General features: G+C 71.0%; 16 protein-coding genes, 1 tRNA gene and 1 riboswitch. Of the genes, 9 read left to right on the top strand and 8 right to left on the bottom strand.

What is annotated here, in order from left to right; all coding sequences use genetic code 11:
- Positions 1-6: 6 nt before the first annotated feature.
- Both IEX69_RS07160 and IEX69_RS07155 read right to left on the bottom strand, forming a co-directional pair.
- Positions 7-843 (bottom strand): ABC transporter permease, encoded by an 837-nt coding sequence (locus tag IEX69_RS07160; protein ID WP_085021535.1) that lies wholly within the window; start codon positions 841-843, stop codon positions 7-9.
- A 68-nt stretch (positions 844-911) separates the two neighbouring features.
- A complete protein-coding gene (locus IEX69_RS07155) occupies positions 912-1,850 on the bottom strand; it encodes an ABC transporter ATP-binding protein (RefSeq protein WP_085020365.1) in 939 nt (312 codons plus the stop codon).
- Positions 1,851-1,963: 113 nt separating this feature from the next.
- Here IEX69_RS07155 and IEX69_RS07150 point away from each other — a divergent pair, with 113 nt between their 5' ends.
- Entirely contained in the window at positions 1,964-2,746 is a 783-nt protein-coding gene (locus IEX69_RS07150; RefSeq protein ID WP_174604480.1) for an alpha/beta fold hydrolase, read from the top strand.
- An 830-nt stretch (positions 2,747-3,576) separates the two neighbouring features.
- Here the strand turns inward: IEX69_RS07150 and IEX69_RS07145 are convergent.
- From IEX69_RS07145 to IEX69_RS07130, 4 genes are all read right to left on the bottom strand, one after another.
- On the bottom strand, positions 3,577-5,757 hold the full coding sequence (locus IEX69_RS07145; RefSeq protein ID WP_157127243.1) for a hypothetical protein: 2,181 nt from the start codon (positions 5,755-5,757) through the stop codon (positions 3,577-3,579).
- A 52-nt stretch (positions 5,758-5,809) separates the two neighbouring features.
- Positions 5,810-7,009: a pyridoxal phosphate-dependent aminotransferase gene (locus tag IEX69_RS07140; protein ID WP_085020361.1), complete on the bottom strand. Its 1,200-nt coding sequence runs from the start codon at positions 7,007-7,009 to the stop codon at positions 5,810-5,812.
- Between the two features lie 89 nt (positions 7,010-7,098).
- Complete coding sequence (locus IEX69_RS07135) at positions 7,099-7,731, bottom strand: MarC family protein (protein WP_085020360.1); 633 nt, start codon at positions 7,729-7,731, stop codon at positions 7,099-7,101.
- Positions 7,728-8,762: an AI-2E family transporter gene (locus IEX69_RS07130; protein ID WP_085020359.1), complete on the bottom strand. Its 1,035-nt coding sequence runs from the start codon at positions 8,760-8,762 to the stop codon at positions 7,728-7,730. The genes IEX69_RS07135 and IEX69_RS07130 overlap by 4 nt, the downstream gene beginning before the upstream one ends.
- A gap of 148 nt (positions 8,763-8,910) precedes the next feature.
- On the opposite strand from IEX69_RS07130, the gene IEX69_RS07125 reads away from it, so the two are divergent.
- From IEX69_RS07125 to IEX69_RS07100, 6 genes are all read left to right on the top strand, one after another.
- Positions 8,911-8,983 (top strand) — tRNA-Trp (locus IEX69_RS07125).
- A 27-nt stretch (positions 8,984-9,010) separates the two neighbouring features.
- Positions 9,011-9,289, top strand: coding sequence for a preprotein translocase subunit SecE (secE, locus tag IEX69_RS07120; protein ID WP_085020358.1), 279 nt, complete (start codon positions 9,011-9,013; stop codon positions 9,287-9,289).
- The gene (gene nusG / locus IEX69_RS07115; protein WP_085020357.1) at positions 9,247-10,194 is read left to right on the top strand and encodes a transcription termination/antitermination protein NusG; all 948 of its coding nucleotides are present in this window, start codon (positions 9,247-9,249) and stop codon (positions 10,192-10,194) included. The genes secE and nusG overlap by 43 nt, the downstream gene beginning before the upstream one ends.
- Before the next feature lie 273 nt (positions 10,195-10,467).
- Entirely contained in the window at positions 10,468-10,899 is a 432-nt protein-coding gene (gene rplK, locus IEX69_RS07110; protein WP_085020356.1) for a 50S ribosomal protein L11, read from the top strand.
- A gap of 13 nt (positions 10,900-10,912) precedes the next feature.
- Complete coding sequence (gene rplA / locus IEX69_RS07105) at positions 10,913-11,602, top strand: 50S ribosomal protein L1 (protein ID WP_085020355.1); 690 nt, start codon at positions 10,913-10,915, stop codon at positions 11,600-11,602.
- Between the two features lie 189 nt (positions 11,603-11,791).
- Complete coding sequence (locus IEX69_RS07100; protein ID WP_085020354.1) at positions 11,792-12,697, top strand: hypothetical protein; 906 nt, start codon at positions 11,792-11,794, stop codon at positions 12,695-12,697.
- 1,031 nt (positions 12,698-13,728) lie between these two features.
- On the opposite strand, the gene IEX69_RS07095 is transcribed toward IEX69_RS07100, so the two are convergent.
- The gene (locus IEX69_RS07095) at positions 13,729-15,114 is read right to left on the bottom strand and encodes an L-serine ammonia-lyase (protein ID WP_085020353.1); all 1,386 of its coding nucleotides are present in this window, start codon (positions 15,112-15,114) and stop codon (positions 13,729-13,731) included.
- A 140-nt stretch (positions 15,115-15,254) separates the two neighbouring features.
- Positions 15,255-15,345, bottom strand: a riboswitch (glycine riboswitch).
- A gap of 69 nt (positions 15,346-15,414) precedes the next feature.
- Between IEX69_RS07095 and IEX69_RS07090 the strand changes: the two genes are divergently transcribed.
- Complete coding sequence (locus tag IEX69_RS07090; RefSeq protein WP_085020352.1) at positions 15,415-15,951, top strand: GNAT family N-acetyltransferase; 537 nt, start codon at positions 15,415-15,417, stop codon at positions 15,949-15,951.
- A 275-nt stretch (positions 15,952-16,226) separates the two neighbouring features.
- Here IEX69_RS07090 and IEX69_RS07085 read toward each other — a convergent pair whose 3' ends face one another.
- On the bottom strand, positions 16,227-17,255 hold the full coding sequence (locus IEX69_RS07085) for an NADP-dependent oxidoreductase (RefSeq protein ID WP_373284435.1): 1,029 nt from the start codon (positions 17,253-17,255) through the stop codon (positions 16,227-16,229).
- Between the two features lie 139 nt (positions 17,256-17,394).
- Between IEX69_RS07085 and IEX69_RS07080 the strand changes: the two genes are divergently transcribed.
- The gene (locus tag IEX69_RS07080) at positions 17,395-18,114 is read left to right on the top strand and encodes a DUF998 domain-containing protein (RefSeq protein WP_085020350.1); all 720 of its coding nucleotides are present in this window, start codon (positions 17,395-17,397) and stop codon (positions 18,112-18,114) included.

The following is an 18,114-nucleotide window of genomic DNA, read 5'->3' as shown; positions in this document are numbered from 1 at the left end:
TCGTCGTCAGCCGTCCTTGCGGATCCATCGGAACGTGAGGCGGCTGACGACGAGGCCGGCCACCAGCCAGATGCCGAGTGCGATGGCCACGCCCGCCAGGTTCCACGACCCGCCCGCCTCGGCCGACTCGAACGTCTCCGGGAGGAAGACGGCGCGCATCCCCTGGGCGATCCACTTGAGCGGGAAGACACTCGCGACGGTCTGCAGCCAGTCGGGCAGGTTGTTGAAGGGCAGGTAGACGCCCGAGATGAACTGCAGCACGAGCAGCGGTGGGATGACCACCGCGGTGGCGCTCTTCCCGGAGCGGGGGAGCCGCGAGATCGCGATGCCGAGGATCGCCGACGTGACGATGCCGAGGAGGTAGATCCAGGCGAAGGTGAGCCACGCCTCCGCCGTGGTCGGCAGCTCGACGCCGAACGCGAAGCGCGCCAGCAGCAGCAGGATGAGGATCTGCGCCGCCGAGGTGACGAGCACCTGTCCCATCTTCCCGATGAAGTACGACAGCACGGGGAGCGGTGTGCCTCCCAGTCGCTTGAGGGTGCCGTCCCCGCGCTCGACCGCGATGTCGACGCCGAGGTTCTGCACGCCGCTCAGCAGGATGCCCGCCGAGATCATGCCGGGCAGGTAGTACGCCGCCTGGCTGATGCCGCCCGACCCGTCGGGCCCGGCGCCGACGTTCCCCATGCCCTGGAAGGCGACGGAGAAGATCCCGAGCAGCACCACAGGGAACAGGAAGGTGAAGAAGATGGTGTCGCCCTGGCGGAAGTACACCCGCGTCTCGTAGGCGATGCGGGAGGCGCCGAGTCGGAGTGCGTAGCCGAGCCCGAACGACCCGCGCTTCACGGGGGCGGTGGCTCGTGCGCCGGGCTCGCGGGCGTTCCGGACGTCGGCGCCGTTCGTGTTCGTCGTGCTCACGAGCGCGTCTCCTCGGGGCCGTGGTGATGCCGATGGGCGCGTCCTGCTCCCGAGTCGGCCGCGTCGTCGGCCGACCGCTCGGCGTCGTCGGCCTCGGCCTTCTCGACGAGGTCGAGGTAGATGTCCTCGAGCGACGGCCGGATCACCTCGAGATCCTCCGGCTCGCCGGCCGCGGCGAGCCTCGCCACGAGCGTCCCCGGCTCCGTGGTGCGTTCCTCGTGCGCCCCCGAGGCGTCGCGCCAGCGCACGATCGGCACCCGCGCATCCGGCGGCCCGAGCCTGTCGACGGGGCCCATGTCGATCACACGGCCGCGGGCGATCACCGCGGCGCGGTCGCTGAGCTGCGCCGCCTCGTCGAGGTAGTGCGTGGTGAGGAGGATCGTGGTGCCCTCCTTCGCCAGCGAGCGGATGAGCTCCCAGAACTGGCGCCGCGCCTCCGGGTCGAAGCCGGTGGTGGGCTCGTCGAGGAACAGCAGCTCAGGGCGCCCGATCACGCCGAGCGCCACGTCGACGCGGCGGCGCTGCCCGCCGGAGAGGGCGCGGATGCGAGTGTCGGCCTTCTCGGTGAGGCCCACGGCGGCGATCACCTCGTCGACGTCGCGGGGGTTCGGGTAGAAGCCGGCGAAGTGGCGCAGCTGCTCCCGGACGGTGACGTTGCCGCTCTCCCCGGTCTGCTGCAGCACGATGCCGAGGCGCGCCTTCCATTCGAGCCTGCCGTGGTGCGGATCCTCCCCGAGGACCGAGACCTCGCCCGCGGTGCGATCGCGGTAGCCCTCCAGGATCTCGACCGTCGTGCTCTTGCCCGCGCCGTTCGGCCCGAGGAGCGCGAAGGTCTCCCCGCGCTCGATGTCGAAGTCGATCCCGTCGACGGCGGTGAAGGAGCCGTAGCCCTTCACCAGACCGCGCACGGACACTGCGGTGTCGGATGCCCCCATGGGTCCATGGTCTCAGTCCCGAGGCGTTGGCGCGACGGGGAGTTTGCCTGGTCTCCGGCGCTTCGATGGGTCTGCGCTGGATGAGTGATCCTCGGTTCTGCGATACTGTCGTCATGAGGCTGTTCGGGCGGACCCTGCGCGACGCCGCTCCCCGGCTGCACGTCGCGGTCGACGAGGGGGAGGGGCCGGTCGTGGTGCTCGTCCACGGCATCGCGTCCTCGTCGGCCAGCTGGGAGGCGACGATCCCGCTGCTCACCCCGCTCTATCGCGTGATCGCCATCGACGTCCTCGGGTTCGGCGCGTCGGTCGCCCGCCCCGAGACGATGTTCACCCTCGACGAGCATGTCGCGGCCCTGCATCGCACCCTGGTCGGCCTCCACCTGCCAGGGCGCTTCACCCTCATCGGTCACAGCCTGGGAGCGCTGATCTCGGCCCGCTATGCGGCCGTGCACCGGCGTTCCGTCGAGCACCTCATCCTCGCCTCGCCGCCCATCTACCCGCACGCCCGCTACATCCAGGAGAGGGTCGCGCGGATGCGCGTAGGCGGCTACCTGGCGTTCTACCGCTACGTGCGGGAGGACAAGGGTCGCGCGCTCGGCACGCTGGGGCGGGTGCGCGAGCTGCTCCACGTGCGGGGCCCGCAGCTCGACGACGTCACGTGGCAGGCGTTCGCGCTCTCGATGCAGAACTGCATCGAGCAGCAGACGACGATGACCGACGTCGCCCAGGTCGCCGTGCCGGTGGAGATCGTCTACGGCTCGCGCGACCAGGTCATCGTCCCCGGACCGGTCCAGGCGCTGGGCGTGATGCACCACGTCACCCTCCACGAGGTCCGCGGCGCCGACCACTTCGTGCGTCCACCCCTCGCCCGCGAGATCGCCCGCCTCGTCCGCTGACGCTCGCGCTCCGCGGTGTGGTCGTCCTTCCTCGAGCGGCGAGATCCCGCCCTCCCGCGGCGCATCTCAGGGCGCATTCTCTCGACTCGAGGTCGTCCCCATCGAGGCCCTCGTCGAGGCGACATCCTGAGCTCACTTTCGGCGCGGTCTGCCAGCGAACGCGCGCCGAACGTGAGCTCTCGATCCCGCGCCCCCGCGTGCGCAGGTGCCCCCTCGAGTCGCGGGATCCTGCCCTTCGAGGGCCCATCTCAGGGCAGATCCTCGCGACTCGAGGGCGCGTACGCTGCGTGGCCCTCGTCGTCCCTGCATCCTGTGCCCACTTTCGGCGCGATCTGCGCGCGACCGTGTGCCGAAAGTGAGCTCTCGATCCCGCGCCCCCCGCGTGCGGAGGTCCCCCACGAGTCGCGGGATCCTGCCCTTCGGGGGCGCATCTCAGGGCGGATCCTCGCGACTCGCGGGCACGTACGGGGCGTGGTCCTCGTCGTCGCTGCATCCTGTGCTCACTTTCGGCGCGATCTTGGCGCGGATGAATAACGAAAGTGAGCGTTCGAGCCCGCGAGCCTGGGTGCGGACATGTATCCCCCGAGTAGCGAGATTTGGCCCCTCCATGGCGCATTTCAGGGCTGGATCTCGCCACGCGAGGACGGAGGGGGCGTGGTCCACGTCGTTGCAGCATCCTGTGCTCACTTTCGGCGCGATCTGCGCGCGAACGTGTGCTGAAAGTGAGCTCTCGATCCCGCCACCCCTAGGCGCGGGTGGGACCCTCGAGTCGCGAGATCCCGCCCTTCCTCGGCGCATCTCAGGGCGGAAACCCGCCACTCGAGGTCGGGTCAGTGGGCGGGGCGGTGGCGCGGGGTGCGGTGGCGGCCCGCGGGAGCGGTGGTGCGCTCCGGGACGAAGCGGAACCAGCACCACACCGCGGCGGTGAGCGCGGTGACGGCGGCGAACGCGAGGAGCCAGCGCGCGGTGTCGCCGCCCACCGCGTTCCAGGCGGAGGGCAGGGGCGCCAGCGCCGCCATCGCGGCCGCAGCGGTGAGCGCGGCCAGCGCCGCCCACGCCGTGCGCGCCCCGCGCCAGAGCTCCGCTCCGGCGAAGAACCGCAGCGGGATCATCGCGACGACCGCTCCCGTCAGGGCCTCGATTGTCATCGCCGTGAGCACGTCGACTCCGAACGAGCCCCATCCGCCAGCGGCGCTCCCGGCGGGATCCGCGGACTCACCCGCACCCACCGCCGCCAGGAGCGCGGCGTGCGCGAACCACGCTCCCACTCCGGCCACGAGCAGCCCCACGACCCCAGCGGCGGCGACGAGCCTCGACGTGCGCGGGCGCCGGTCGGTCGCCTCTGCTCCGATCGCGACCCCGAAGACGAAGCCCGGCTGCAGCAGCGCGGCTCGCGAGAGGAGCACCGTCAGCGCCGTCACGAACACGGAGCGGCCGTTCGCCGTCACCTCCAGGCGGCTCCCGCTCGCCCGGGCCGCCGCCGCCATCAGGCCGAGCGCCAGCCCGTTCACCCCGAGCGAGGCCAGGACGAAGGCGCCGGCGAGGCGCAGGAAGCCGCCCTCGCTCCCGGCGTCGGGAGCCACGAACGCGCCCAACGCGGCTGTCGCCGTCACGACCAGAGCGACCGAGACCACCGTCCCGGCGCGCCCTCGCGACGGCAGGCGGGGGACGCGGGGGAGGCGCTTCAGCCAGCGCAGCGCGGCACTGCGGCGGAGGCGCTCGGAGTTCGCCTCCAGAGTGGACTCCAGCATCCCCGCGGGCACCATGACCAGGAGGACGAGGCCCAGCGCCGCCGCTCCGGTGAACACGAAGGCCGGTCCGCCGGCCTCGACGAACGCAGCGGGGCCGTGGAGCGAGGAGCCGAAGGTCGTCGCACCTCCGGATTCCGCGGAGAAGGGGCTCTGCACGGGGTTCGCGACCGACGAGGGAGTGGATGCGGACGTCCGCGCCCCGGACGCCCCCGCCCCGAAGGCCCCCGCATTCGAACCCGCACCCGCGATCCGATCACCCGCTGCGCCCCCTGTCGCCGAGGCGGGTGGAGGCACATCGGCGGCCGGGACAGGCGTGAGCCGAACAGCATCGCCGCTGTCGGAGACCCCCGAGGAGGGCGCACCCTCCGCTCCGGGCCCGGCGGCCGGGCTCCCCTCATCGGCCGCTCCGGACTCCCCTCCGTCCGAGACCCCGCCGAGACCTCCCACGGCACCCGCATCCCCACCGGTCGCCGAACCCACCCCGGGATCGCCCCCAGTCCCGGCAGGGCCAGGCGTCTCCGGGTCGCCCGGCGCACCGACCACGGTGCTCACCCCGCTCACCAGCGACACCGGCGTACCCCACGCGATCGTCGCGGGGTCGAGCGCCCAGCTCTGTCCCGCCCGCACGGTCCGGCCCGCAGGCGCCGCACCCGTGGCGAGGTCGCACCCCCAGGCGCCGGATGCGTCGACGGCGGTCGCGCATCCGTCGCCATCGCTCACGTCGACGACCACGGTCGCACCAGGGGTGCCCGATCCGCTCACCCAGGGGGCGAGAGGATCGATCGTCAGCCTCGACGGATCGTCGGCGTCGGCGAGCAGGGACGGTGACGAGATCACGCCAATCGTGACGCTGCCGAAGACGCCGCCGTCGGCCGAGAGCTCGAGCGTCCCGACCAGGTCGGGGAGGGCGGGGAGGTCATCGCACGCCCAGGTGCCGTCGGGCGCGGCGAACACCGCGCACAGCTCGAGTTCGCCGCCCGGCCATGTCAGGCTCGCGTCGATCACGTCGCCCGGTTCGGCGGTGCCGGTCAGCGTCAGCGGGACCGACCCGTCCGACCCGCGTACCAGCACGGTCCCGTCGATAGGACCGGCGCTCGTCGGAGGAGCGGCGGCCGCGGCCGGGACCGCCCCGACGCCGATCGCCGCCACGACACCCGCGCAGAGCAGCAGCGCGGCCAGCAGCGGCGCGCCCAGTGACGGCGCGGCCGCGCCGCCGGACCACCCCGGACGGAGCGGCGACGACCTGAGCCTTCCTCGCATGGCGGAATGCTACGCGAGAACGGCCCTTCTGTGAAGGATCCTCAGGAACGGATCAGGCGAACAGCTGCTGCAGCCGAGCCACGCCCGCGGCGAGGTTCTCGTCGCTCAGCGCGTACGAGAAGCGCAGGAACCCGCTCGGCCCGAACGCCTCACCGGGCACGGCCGCGACCTCGGCCTGGTCGAGGATGAGGTCGGCCAGCTCCAACGAGGTCGTCGGGGTCACGCCGCCCCAGGTGCGCCCGAGCAGGCCCGACACGTCGGGGTACACGTAGAAGGCGCCCTGCGGCGTGGGGGTGACGACCCCGTCGATCGCGTTGAGGCCCGCGACGATCTCGTCGCGACGCCGCGCGTACGTCTGACGCATCGTCTCGACCGTGTCCTGGGGGCCGTTCAGCGCGGCGATGGCCGCCCGCTGCGACACGTTCGACACGTTCGACGACAGGTGCGACTGCAGGTTCGCGGCGCCCTTGATCGCGTCGGCGGGGCCGACCATCCAGCCCACCCGCCATCCGGTCATGGCGTAGGTCTTGGCCACGCCGTTCACCAGGATGGTGCGGTCGGCGAGCGCGGGGACCGCCTCGACGATCGACACCGCGCGCACGCCGTCGTAGACGAGGTTCTGGTAGATCTCGTCGGTGATGACCCAGAGCCCGTGCTCCTCGGCCCAGGCGCCGATCTCCGCGGTCTGCTCGGGGGAGTAGACGGCACCGGTCGGGTTCGAGGGCGAGACGAACAGCAGCACCTTGGTGCGCTCGGTGCGCGCCGCCTCGAGCTGCTCGACCGTGACCAGGTACCCCTGGTCGGCGCCCGCGAACACGTCGACGGGCACGCCGCCGGCGAGGCGGATGGCCTCGGGGTACGTGGTCCAGTAGGGGGTGGGCACCAGGACCTCGTCGCCCGGGTCGAGCAGGGTCGCGAACGACTGGTAGACCGCCTGCTTGCCGCCGTTGGTCACGATGATCTGCGCGGGGGAGACCTCGAGGCCCGAGTCGCGCAGCGTCTTCGCGGCGATCGCCTCGCGCAGCTCGGGGAGCCCGGCGGCCGGCGTGTAGCGGTGGTTCTTCGGATCGTGCACGGCCTCCGCCGCGGCCTCCACGATGTGCGGAGGCGTCGGGAAGTCGGGCTCGCCCGCCGCGAAGCTGATCACGGGGCGTCCGGCGGCCTGGAGCGACTTCGCCTTCGCGTCGACCTTGAGGGTCGCCGACTCGGCGATGGAGGCGATGCGGTGGGAGATCCTGGAGTGCTCGGTCACGCCTCCACCCTAGCGAGCGGATGCTGTGCGCCAGGCTGCGGATGCGGGCGCGGCTGCGATCACGGCACCGAGCTCGCGACGAGGTCGGATCAGGAGGCCGCGGGCGTCCCGGTGAGGACGGGGAACGCATCGCCGAGGGCGGAGAGGATCGACTGGATCGCGATCGAGAGCAGCAGCAGCCCGAACACGCGGGTGACGATGCTCATCGCCGTCGGCTTCACGACCTTCGTGACCTCGGGCGAGAAGTACAGCACCACCGCGATGGCGAGTGAGACCACGAGGATCATGACCACCCCCATCAGCAGGTCGACGAGGCTCGAGTAGGACTCGGAGAACGTGATGATCAGGCTGATCGCCCCGGGTCCGGCGATGATCGGAATCGCGAGCGGCACGACGACGGGGGAGGAGGACGCATCCGTCGTGACGATGTTCTGCTTGGCGGTGAGCATCGCCCACCCGATGCTGGCGACGAGGAGGTTGCCCGCGATGCGGAACGAGGTGATGTCGATGCCGAAGGCCTGCAGGATGTACTTCCCGGCGAACAGCGACACCACGAGCACCGCGAACACGGCGACGCCGACCCAGATCCCGATGCGGCGCTGCCGCTGCGCCGGGAGGTCCTTGGTGAGGTTGAGGAAGATCGGCAGGCTGCCGATCGGGTTGGTGATGGTGAGCAGCGCGATGCCGCTGGCGACCAAGGCGGGGGTCGAGATGTCGCTCACAGCTGCTGCTGCCTCGGCACGACGACCTGCTTGACCACGATGAGCACCGACGCCACGACGGGCACGGCGATGAGGGCGCCCAACACCCCGAGGAGCGTCCCGCCCACGAGCGCGCCGATCACGACCAGGAGGCCCGGCACGTCCACCGCCTTGCTCATGATCCGCGGGCTGAAGACGTAGGCCTCGACCTGCATGTACACGAGGTAGTAGATGCCGATGCCGATCGCCGCCGCCGGGCTCACCGTCAGCGCGACGATGGTGATGATGATCGCGCTGATCACCGTGCCGATCAGCGGGATGAGCGCGAGCAGGAACGCCATCACCGCCAGCGCTCCTGCGTAGGGGACGCCGGCGATGAGCATCGCGATGAAGCCGAACACACCGTTCGTCCCCGCGAGGATCACCTGCCCGCTCACGTACTTGCCGATCGAGCGGACGATCTGCTCCGAGATCGACTCGACCCCCTCGCGGCGCGAGGCGGGGACGAGCACGTACAGGCTGCGCTTGACCTGATCCAGCGAGCCGAGGAAGAACAGCGTGAGGATCACCACCAGGAGGCCTCCGGAGAGCCCGTTCACGATGGCGATGCCCACCTTGAGCACCCCGCCGCTGATGGTGGCGATGTTGCTCGGATCCGACAGGAAGCTCTCGAGGTTCGCCACCAGCGCCTTGGTGTCGACCGAGCCGCCCGTGAGCCGCGTGAACCACTCCTGCTGCGTGATGGTCCGCGCGAACTGCGGGATGTTCGCCACCAGCTGGCTGGTCTGGTCGACCACGGCGGGGATGATGAGGAAGAAGACGCCGACCGCGAAGGCGATGACGAGCACGAACGTGATGACGATCGCCCAGCCCCGGGGGATGCGCCTGCGCTCCAGCCATCGGACGAGCGGATCGAGGCCGAGGGCCAGGAACAGCGAGGCCAGGATGCAGATCATCACGGTCGACAGCTGCGTGAAGGCGAAGCCGAGGGCTATGGCGAGCAGGCCGCCCAGCGTGGCCAGGAACCCGATCCGAAAGGGGTGACCGCGCATCGTGTGAGCCCCCTCGTCCTTTGCGGTGTCCTGGGATGTGACCTACACTGTCTCACGGTGGTCGAATCCGCCAAGCTTTTCTATGCCCGTCGATAGGGCACGTCCTCTGTGAAGTGAGTGTAGCGAAGCCGTGTGATTCGCGATCCATAGGGCGGTGGCTCAAGTGGTAGAGCAGCGGTCTCCAAAACCGCAGGTTGCAGGTTCGAGTCCTGTCCGCCCTGCGCCGGCTTTGTGAAAGGTACGATCCCGTGGCACGAAAAGTGATCGACGAGCCCTCCGAGGACGTCGTCGAGAATGCGAAGAAGGAGCGCGCCGCTCGGCGCAACCCGTTCGCGCGGATCGTGCTCTTCATCAAGCAGGTCTTCACCGAGCTCCGGAAGGTCGTCACGCCGACCAGGCGCGAGCTGATCAACTACTCGCTCGTCGTGCTGGTCTTCGTGGTCATCGTGATGGCCATCGTGGTCGGCCTCGACCAGCTGTTCGGATGGCTCGCCCTCCTCGTCTTCGGAGACGCGAGCGGTTCATAGCGGCCGCGGGCTCACCTCCCGGCCGACGAACGCCGACACCCCCAGAAGAAGGAATCCATCCCGTGTCTGACCCCAAGCCCGACCAGGCCGGCGCTCCCGCCGACCTCGACGCGCTGCTCGACGCGATCGACGCGCCCGCCGACCCCGAGGCCGACGCCGTCATCGACGAGGCGCTCACCATCGACGACTTCGATGAGGCCGCCGCCGTGCTCGACGTGATCGAGGACCCCGACGCAGACAAGGCGAACGAGCCCCTCGACGCCGACGAGGCCGAGGCGGAGGTCGACCCGTACGACGCGTTCCGCAAGGAGCTCCGCGCCCTCCCGGGCAAGTGGTACGTCATCCACTCCTACGCCGGGTTCGAGAAGCGTGTGAAGTCGAACATCGAGAGCCGCAAGGTCTCGATGGGCATGGAGGACTTCATCTTCCAGGTCGAGGTCCCGATGGAGGACGTCGTCGAGATCAAGAACGGCCAGCGCAAGCTCGTCACCCGCGTGCGCATCCCGGGTTACGTGCTCGTGCGCATGTTCCTCAACGAGGACAGCTGGTCGGTCGTGCGCCACACGCCCGGCGTGACGGGCTTCGTGGGCAACGCCCACAACCCCACGCCGCTGCGCTTCGACGAGGCGTTCAACATGCTGAAGAGCCTGGTCGAGGTGCCCGAGGCTCCGGCTGCCGCGAAGGGCGGAGCCGCCAAGGGCGGCAAGGCCGTGGCGCGCTCGCTTCCTGCCGAGGTCGACTTCGAGATCGGCGAGACCATCACCATCAAGGAGGGCTCGTTCGCGGGCCTGCCCGGCTCGATCAGCGAGATCAAGCCCGAGAGCGGCAAGCTCACGGTCCTCGTCTCCCTCTTCGAGCGCGAGACCCCCGTCGAGCTGTCGTTCGACCAGGTCACGAAGCTCTGACCTTTCTGCCGCGCCGCCGCCTCTGCGGCGCGGGTCGTCCGTGCTGGACCACGACGCGGTCGCGGCCCAGCCCGGCAACGGCTTGACGAGACACGTCATCGGCTCGGTCGCACTGCCAACCGGATGCGGACCCCCACCTTCGGGTGCGGGTCCGCTTCCGTTTGGTAAGCTAGTGCGGTTGCCTTTCAGGCGACGTGCCCCACACACCGATTCAGGGATCAGCCCTGCGTCGGGAGCGCTGTCCATCCGGGCGGCTCGAAGAGAGAAGAGAACATGGCACCGAAGAAGAAGGTCACAGGTCTGATCAAGCTTCAGATCCAGGCCGGCGCCGCCAACCCCGCCCCGCCCATCGGCCCGGCGCTGGGTCAGCACGGCGTCAACATCATGGAGTTCTGCAAGGCGTACAACGCCGCGACCGAGTCGCAGCGCGGCAACGTCATCCCGGTCGAGATCACCGTCTACGAGGACCGTTCGTTCACGTTCATCCTCAAGACCCCGCCGGCCGCCGAGCTCATCAAGAAGGCCGCGGGCGTGCAGAAGGGGTCGTCGACCCCGCACACGGTGAAGGTCGCGAAGCTCACCCGTGAGCAGGTCCGCGCCATCGCCGAGCAGAAGCAGGTCGACCTCAACGCGAACGACATCGAGGCCGCAGAGAAGATCATCGCCGGTACCGCCCGTTCCATGGGCATCACGGTCGAGGCATAAGGAGGAGGCTGACATGGCACAGAAGTCGAAGGCCTACCGCGCCGCGGCCGAGAAGATCGAAGCCGGCAAGTACTACACGCCCACCGAGGCCGTCGAGCTCGCTCGCGAGACCGGCTCCAAGAAGTTCGACAGCACCGTCGAGGTCGCGCTGAAGCTCGGCGTCGACCCCCGCAAGGCGGACCAGATGGTGCGCGGCACCGTCATCCTGCCCCACGGCACCGGCAAGACCGCGCGCGTCATCGTGTTCGCGACCGGCCCGGCCGCTGAGGCCGCGATCGCCGCGGGCGCCGACGAGGTCGGCGGCGACGAGCTCATCGAGAAGGTCGCGGGCGGGTACACCTCGTTCGACGCCGCCGTCTCGACCCCCGAGCTCATGGGCAAGGTCGGTCGTCTCGGAAAGGTGCTCGGCCCCCGCGGCCTCATGCCCAACCCGAAGACCGGCACCGTCACCCCGAACGTCGCGAAGGCGGTCGAGGACATCAAGGGCGGCAAGATCGAGTTCCGCGTCGACAAGCACGCCAACGTCCACTTCGTGGTCGGCAAGGCGGGCTTCTCGCAGGAGCAGCTCGACGAGAACATGAAGGCCGCGCTGGAGGAGATCCTCCGCCAGAAGCCGAGCGCCGCCAAGGGCCGCTACATCCAGAAGGGCGCGGTCTCGACCACGTTCGGCCCGGGCATCCCGCTCGACGTCAACGCGATCTGACGCACGCGCCACTCGCGCACTCGCGCCGAAAGGGCTCGAATCCTCCGGGAGCCGGGCCCTTTCCCGTTCTCGGAGTGCTGTCACATCCGTGTTGGGCACTTGTCCTGCACAAGCCGCACGTCGGCCGGCCCGGTCCACGGATGCGCTCACCACCACCCGAGGACACCACCGGTCGTCGACCATGGGCTCATGACCCGGTACCTCGCCCTCCCTCGGCGGCTCGCCGCCCGGCCGTTCCGCGCCTCGACGTCGGGGTTGTCGCGCAGCCGGCTCCGCGCTTCCGATCTCGCGGCGCCCCACCGCGACGTCCGTGTGCCGGCCGCACTCGCCGACGACCTGCTGATGCGCTGTGTCGCGCTCTCGACGGTCCTCCCCGAGGGTGCGTGCTTCAGCCACCGTACCGCGGCGCTCCTCTGGGGGTTGCCGATGCCCGCCTCCGACGGCGACGACCTGCACGTGACGGTGCCTGCACCGGTCCGCGCCCCGCGCATCCGCGGTGTCGTCGGGCATCAGTCGCGCGCGGTCGAGCGCGTGCGGGTACCCGCGGGCCTCTGGGTCAGCACTCCCGGACGCACGATCTGCGACTCCGCACCCGACCTCGACCGGGTGCAGCTCGTGAGCGTCGTCGACCACCTGCTGAGCACGCGCACCGCCGCCGACCTGTCGGAGTCCATCGCCGCGCATCCGCATCCCCAGGCTGCACGGCTCGCCCGTGCGCTCGCCGAGGCGCGTCCCGGTGTCGACTCGCCCCGCGAGACCGCGCTGCGGCTCGCCATCGTCGATGCCGGGTTCCCCGAGCCGGTCGTGAACGGGTACGTCCAGTCGGCCGAGGGCTTCATCGTGGCGAAGGCCGACCTCTCCTATCCCCGGTACCGGGTGGCGATCGAGTACGAGGGCGACCACCACCGCACCGACCGCCGTCAGTGGTTCCGTGACGTCGCCCGCTACCGCGAGCTCGAGTCGCTCGACTGGATCGCCCTCCGTGTCACGACCGCCGACCTCACCCCGAGCCCTCGCGACCTCCTCGCCCAGCTCGCCCTGCACCTCCGCCGCCGCGGCTGCCCTCTCCCCACCCTCCGCCTCCCGCCCCGCTGACCACCCCCGCCCTGCGCCGGGTCTCGGAAGGTCGCCACGAGTGAGGTGGCCGGGCGCCATGGGGGCGAGTAAATCTGACAGTCGTGGTGGGTCCATCGGTCGGCAGGTCGCCACGAGTGTCAGATCGGTGGGGTGTTCTGGTGAGGGTGGGTGTCGCGAGGTTACCGGGCTGGCGGATCTGACAGTTGTGGTGGGTTCATGGGCGGGGACGTCGCCACGAGTGTCAGATCCGTGGCCTGCGCTGGTGGGAAGCGCATCGTGAGGTGATCGGCTGGGCCGGCCTCTTAGATCTGACAGTTGTGGTGGGTTCATGGGCCGGGAGGTCGTCACGAGTGTCAGATCCGTGGGCTTAGCTGGTGGGGGAGCGCGTCGTGAGGTGATCGGCTGGCCCGCCTTCGTGGCTTTGGCAGTTGTGGTGGGTTCATGGGCCGGGAGTCGTCACGAGTGTCAGATCCGTGGGCTGCCCTGGTGGGGGAGTGCGTCCTGGGGTGGTCGGGCCGGAGCGACTTCGTGGATCTGGCAGTTGTGGCGGGTTCACGGGGCGGTAGGTCGCCACGAGTGTCAGATTCGTGAGCTGCCATCGTCCGAGAGGGCGCACGCGGCGCCAGTCGGACAGTGGATCTGACAGTCGTGGTGGCCTCTTTGAGCGCAAGGTCGCCACCAGTGTCATATCCGTGCCCTAGTCGGTCAGGGCGCAGGCGGCGCCAGCCGGGCCGCTGATCTGACAGTAGTGGTGGCCTCCTTGAGTGTGAGGTCGCCACGAGTGTCAGATCCATGGCCTGCCCTGGTGAGGCGCGTCGAGAGGTGGCCGCGTGGGATCGGGCTGTTGGATCTGGCAGTTGTGGTGGGGTCGTCGGGCGGGAGGTCACCACGCGTGCCAGATCCGTTGCTGCTCTCGTGCGAGAGAGCGCAGGGGGTGCCACTCAGGCCGCGGATATGACAGTTGTGGTGGCCTCCGCCAGCGCGAGGCCGCCACGAGTGTCAGATCGGCACTCGCGCCCGCGGACCGCGCCCGCGGGCCGCGGAGGGGGTCAGCACTCGACGACGTGGACGCCGACGGTGAGGGCGAGGCCGCCGCGGGCGGTCTCCTTGTACTTCGAGTGCATGTCCGCGCCGGTGAGGCGCATGGTCTCGATCACCTGGTCGAGCGACACGTGGTGGGCGCCGTCGCCGCGCAGGGCCATGCGCGCGGCGTTGACGGCCTTGCCCGCCGAGATGGCGTTGCGCTCGATGCACGGGATCTGCACGAGTCCGCCGATGGGGTCGCAGGTGAGCCCGAGGCTGTGCTCCATGGCGATCTCGGCCGCGTTCTCGACCTGCGCGGGCGTGCCCCCGAGCACGGCGGCGAGACCCGCCGCCGCCATGGACGCGGCCGATCCGACCTCGCCCTGACAGCCGACCTCGGCGCCCGAGATCGACGCGCACTCCTTGATGATCGAGCCGATGGCGGCCGCGGTGAGCAGGAAGCGGACGGCCGCATCGTCGGGCGAGGCGAGGCCCGCCGGCGTGTAGTGGAGCGCGTAGTCGAGCACCGCGGGGATGATGCCCGCGGCGCCGTTGGTGGGGGCGGTGACGACCCGTCCGCCGGAGGCGTTCTCCTCGTTGACGGCCAGGGCGACGAGGTCGACCCAGTCGAGGGCGAAGGCCGGATCGCGTCCGGGATCCTCCTCCCGCAGCCGGGCGAACCACTCGGCGGCTCGGCGGCGCACCTCGAGCCCTCCGGGCAGCGTCCCCGATCGGGTCATGCCACGCTCGGCCGAGCCGCGCATCGCGTCGCGGATCGCCAGCAGTCGCGCTCGCACAGCGGAGGCGGTGCGCCCGCCCGCGACCTCGACGCCCATCATGACCCCGGCGATCCCGTCGGCGTCCTCCGACGCGCGATCGAGCAACTCCGCGGCCGAGTGGAACCCGACGCCCGTGCTACCGGACGTCACGCCCCGCAGCGGCGCCGCACCGTCCTCGACCACGAAGCCGCCGCCGACGGAGTAGTACGTGCGCGAGGCGAGCATCTCGCCCGACGCGTCGAGCGCCGTGAGCGTGAGCGCGTTCGGATGCTCCGGGAGCATCCGGTGCGTGAGGACGATGTCGCCCTCCGCCAGCGGGAGCGTCGGCCCGCCGGCGAGCCGGATCCGCCCCGACGCCCGCCAGCGAGCGACCCGGTCGTCCTTCTCGTCGGGATCGATCGTCTCGACGTCGTGCCCCTCGAGCCCGAGCATCACCGCGGGCAGCGTCCCGTGACCGCGCCCCGTGGCCGCGAGCGAGCCGAACAGCTCCACGCGGATGCGCGCCACGCGCGACAGCAGCTCCTCCTCGGCGAGGAGGGCCGAGAAGCGCGCCGCGGCCCGCCAGGGCCCGACGGTGTGCGAGCTCGAGGGGCCGATGCCGATCGAGAAGAGGTCGAACGCGCTGATGGTCACGGAGGCTCCTTGATCGGGCCCGGTGTGGCCGGGCGTCGTCGCCTCCCCGCTCTGTCCTGTGACCTGAGAGCCCCGGAGCCCGGGGGCTCCTTCCACCTTCGGTAAGCGCCGTGTCGAACGCCGCTGTTCTCCAGAGTCGCCTCGCCGCCGCGGTGTGGGGCCTGAGAGATTCCCGGGGAGGGTTTGCTCCTACGGCACCTTCTCGGGAGAAGGATCTCCCGCGGCAGGTCGTCAGCGCTCTCAGCTTACTCCGCCGTCCGGCGTGACGAGGGGTCGGATGCGCGCCGCTAGGGTGGAGAGGTGGTCGAGGTCAGGCGTGCGGTGGCGAACGATTCAGCGGCTCTGGCGAGGGTGGCGGCCGCCACGTTCCCGCTGGCCTGCCCGCCCGGATCCGACCCCGCCGACATCGCCGACTTCATCGCCGCGAACCTCACGGAGGAGCGCTTCGCCGAGTACCTCGCCGACCCGGCCAGGGTCATCACGGTCGCCGAGGGGGAGGCCGATCGCTCCGAGTTCGCGGGCTACACGATGCTCGTCGAGGGTGATCCGTCGGATGCGGATGTCGCGTCCGCGCTGCGCCTGCGACCCACGATCGAGCTGAGCAAGGTGTACGTACGCGAGCAGTACCACGGGGCCGGGGTGTCCCGGCGGCTCGTCGACGCGACGATCGCCGCCGCCCTCGACACGACCGCGAAGGGCGTCTGGCTCGGGGTGAACGACCGGAACGCCCGCGCGGTGCGCTTCTACGAGAAGTCGGGGTTCGAGCGGGTCGGCCGCAAGACCTTCCGGCTCGGCTCCACCCTGGAGAGCGACTTCGTGATGGAGCGCCCGCTCTGACCCGGCCGTCCGAGCGGCACGGGCAGCCCGCGCGGCACGGGCAGCGCGAGCGGCGGGGGCATCGCGGTCAGCGCGGAGGCCGCGGAGACGCCGCGAGCGCCTGAGCTCCGCGGGTTCCGCCCGCCGCGAGCACGAACGACTGCGCTCACGCCGTCCTCCCCGCTCGGAGCGGGCGCAACCCGCACCAGGCCGGCGGCGAGCGGCCCACGGCGGCGGCGCGAGCGGCCCGCGGCGGCGCGAGCGGCGCGAAGCCCCGGGACGGCCGCAGCCCGCCCCTAGAGGGGCAGGGCGCCGACCTGCAACACGACCTTGCCGCGCGTGTGACCCGACTCGATCGCCCGGTGCGCGTCCGCGGCCCGGTCGAGCGGGAAGACCTCCTCGACGTGCACTCGCACGTCTCCGGAGTCGAGCAGCCGGGCGATCACGGCGAGCGTCGACGCATCCGGGATGAACTTGTAGGTGGACGAGCGCACCCCGGCGGCCGCCGCGTCCGCGGCGAGCGTGTCCCAGCTCCCCGTGGGCGCGTTGACCAGGAGCCCGCCGGGACGCAGCACGGTGAGCGACCGGGTGCCGGTCTCGTCGTGCACGTTGCCGATGAGGTCGATCACCACGTCGATGCCGGACAGCACCTCGTCGAACCGGGTGCTGGTGTGGTCGATGACCTCCGCGGCGCCCAGCCCGCGGAGGAACGAGAGGTTCCGCGGCGACCCCGTCGCGATGACGTGGGCTCCGAAGTACGCGGCGAACTGGACCGCGAAGTGCCCGACGCCCCCGGCGCCCGCGTGCACGAGCATCCGCTGGCCCTCGTGGGCCTTCGCGACGTCGACGACCATGCCCCACGCGGTGAGCGCCGCGAGCGGCACCCCCGCCGCCTCGACGAGGGTCAGCGCCTTCGGCGCCTTCGTCACCTGCAGCGAGGGCACGGACACGTACTCGGCGTAGGACCCCTGACCTCGCGGCACCGACATCACGCCGAAGACCTCATCGCCCACGCTGAGCGGATGCGCGGCGTAGGGCGTCTCGACGACCACGCCCGCGAAGTCGTAGCCGAGCACGTACGGGTAGCCCTCGATCGCGGCGGACACTCCGCGCCCCGACCGCGTCTTGGCGTCGATCGGGTTCACGCCCGCGGCGGCGACGTGCACCAGCACCTCGGAGTTGATCCGCAGCGGGACGGCGACCTCGGCGACCTCGAGCACCTCGGCGTCGCCCGCATGCGGCATGACGGCGGCGCGCATGGTGGTGGGGACTTCCGGGGCAGGGCTCGGGGCGAGTGTTCCCGATGCGGTCCACTGGTCGAGCATGTGGTGCCTTTCTGGTCGAGCGGTGGCGCGATGGGGCTCGGGCGACCCGCGTCGCTGCGTTGAAGGCCACCGTAACCGGCCAATGATTCGCCGGTGTTACACCGATGTCACTGCGGTGGAAACTCGATAGCCTGGCCCGATGACCCGCACGAGCCTCCGTACCGCGGCGCTCGTGATCGCGGCGGGGGCCGCGCTGACCGGGCTCGTGCTCATCTGGGTGGCGCGACTCAGCGCGACCCGGTTCCTCTACGTCAGCGAGCTCGGCGCCGACGGCGAGCCCACGGCGGTCGTCTTCCGCTGGGCGATGACGCTGGTCGCGGCCTCGGCGGCGATCACGGCCGTCTGGGCGGGCAGCATCCGGCCCGGGGTGCGCTGGATGGCCTCGGTGGCTCCGCCCGTCGTGCTTGCCGTCGCCGCGGTGAGCTTCGGCGTGGCCTCGCAGGTGACGTGCACGAGGTACTGCCCGATCCCGTACGGACCGTCCTTCACCTGGCAGGACTTCACTCACACCTCCTTCGCGGTCGTGGGCTTCGCCGCCGGGTGCTTCGTGATGCTCCAGGTCGCGGTCGACCGCGCGCACCGCACGCTCGCGCGGTTCTCGATCGCGTCCGCGGTCGCGGTGGGCGCCATCGCCGCGACCGGGGGGCTGCTGTCGCTGGCCCGCTTCGCCGTGGAGCTCGGCGGGGTGCTGGAGCTGATCGCCACCACGATCGCTCTCCTCTGGCTGGTGGGGCTCGCCGTGCTCCTGGCCCGCGCGCCCGCTCGCGAGGTCATCCCGGATGCCGAGGCGCGAGGACCGGTGACCGACCGGAGGACGACGGTCACCCGCCGCGACATCCCGCCCGCCGTGTTCGACTGA

The sequence above is a fragment of the Cnuibacter physcomitrellae genome (genome assembly GCF_014640535.1).
GTDB lineage: Bacteria > Actinomycetota > Actinomycetes > Actinomycetales > Microbacteriaceae > Cnuibacter > Cnuibacter physcomitrellae.
This window is presented reverse-complemented; position numbering and strand designations above follow the sequence as displayed.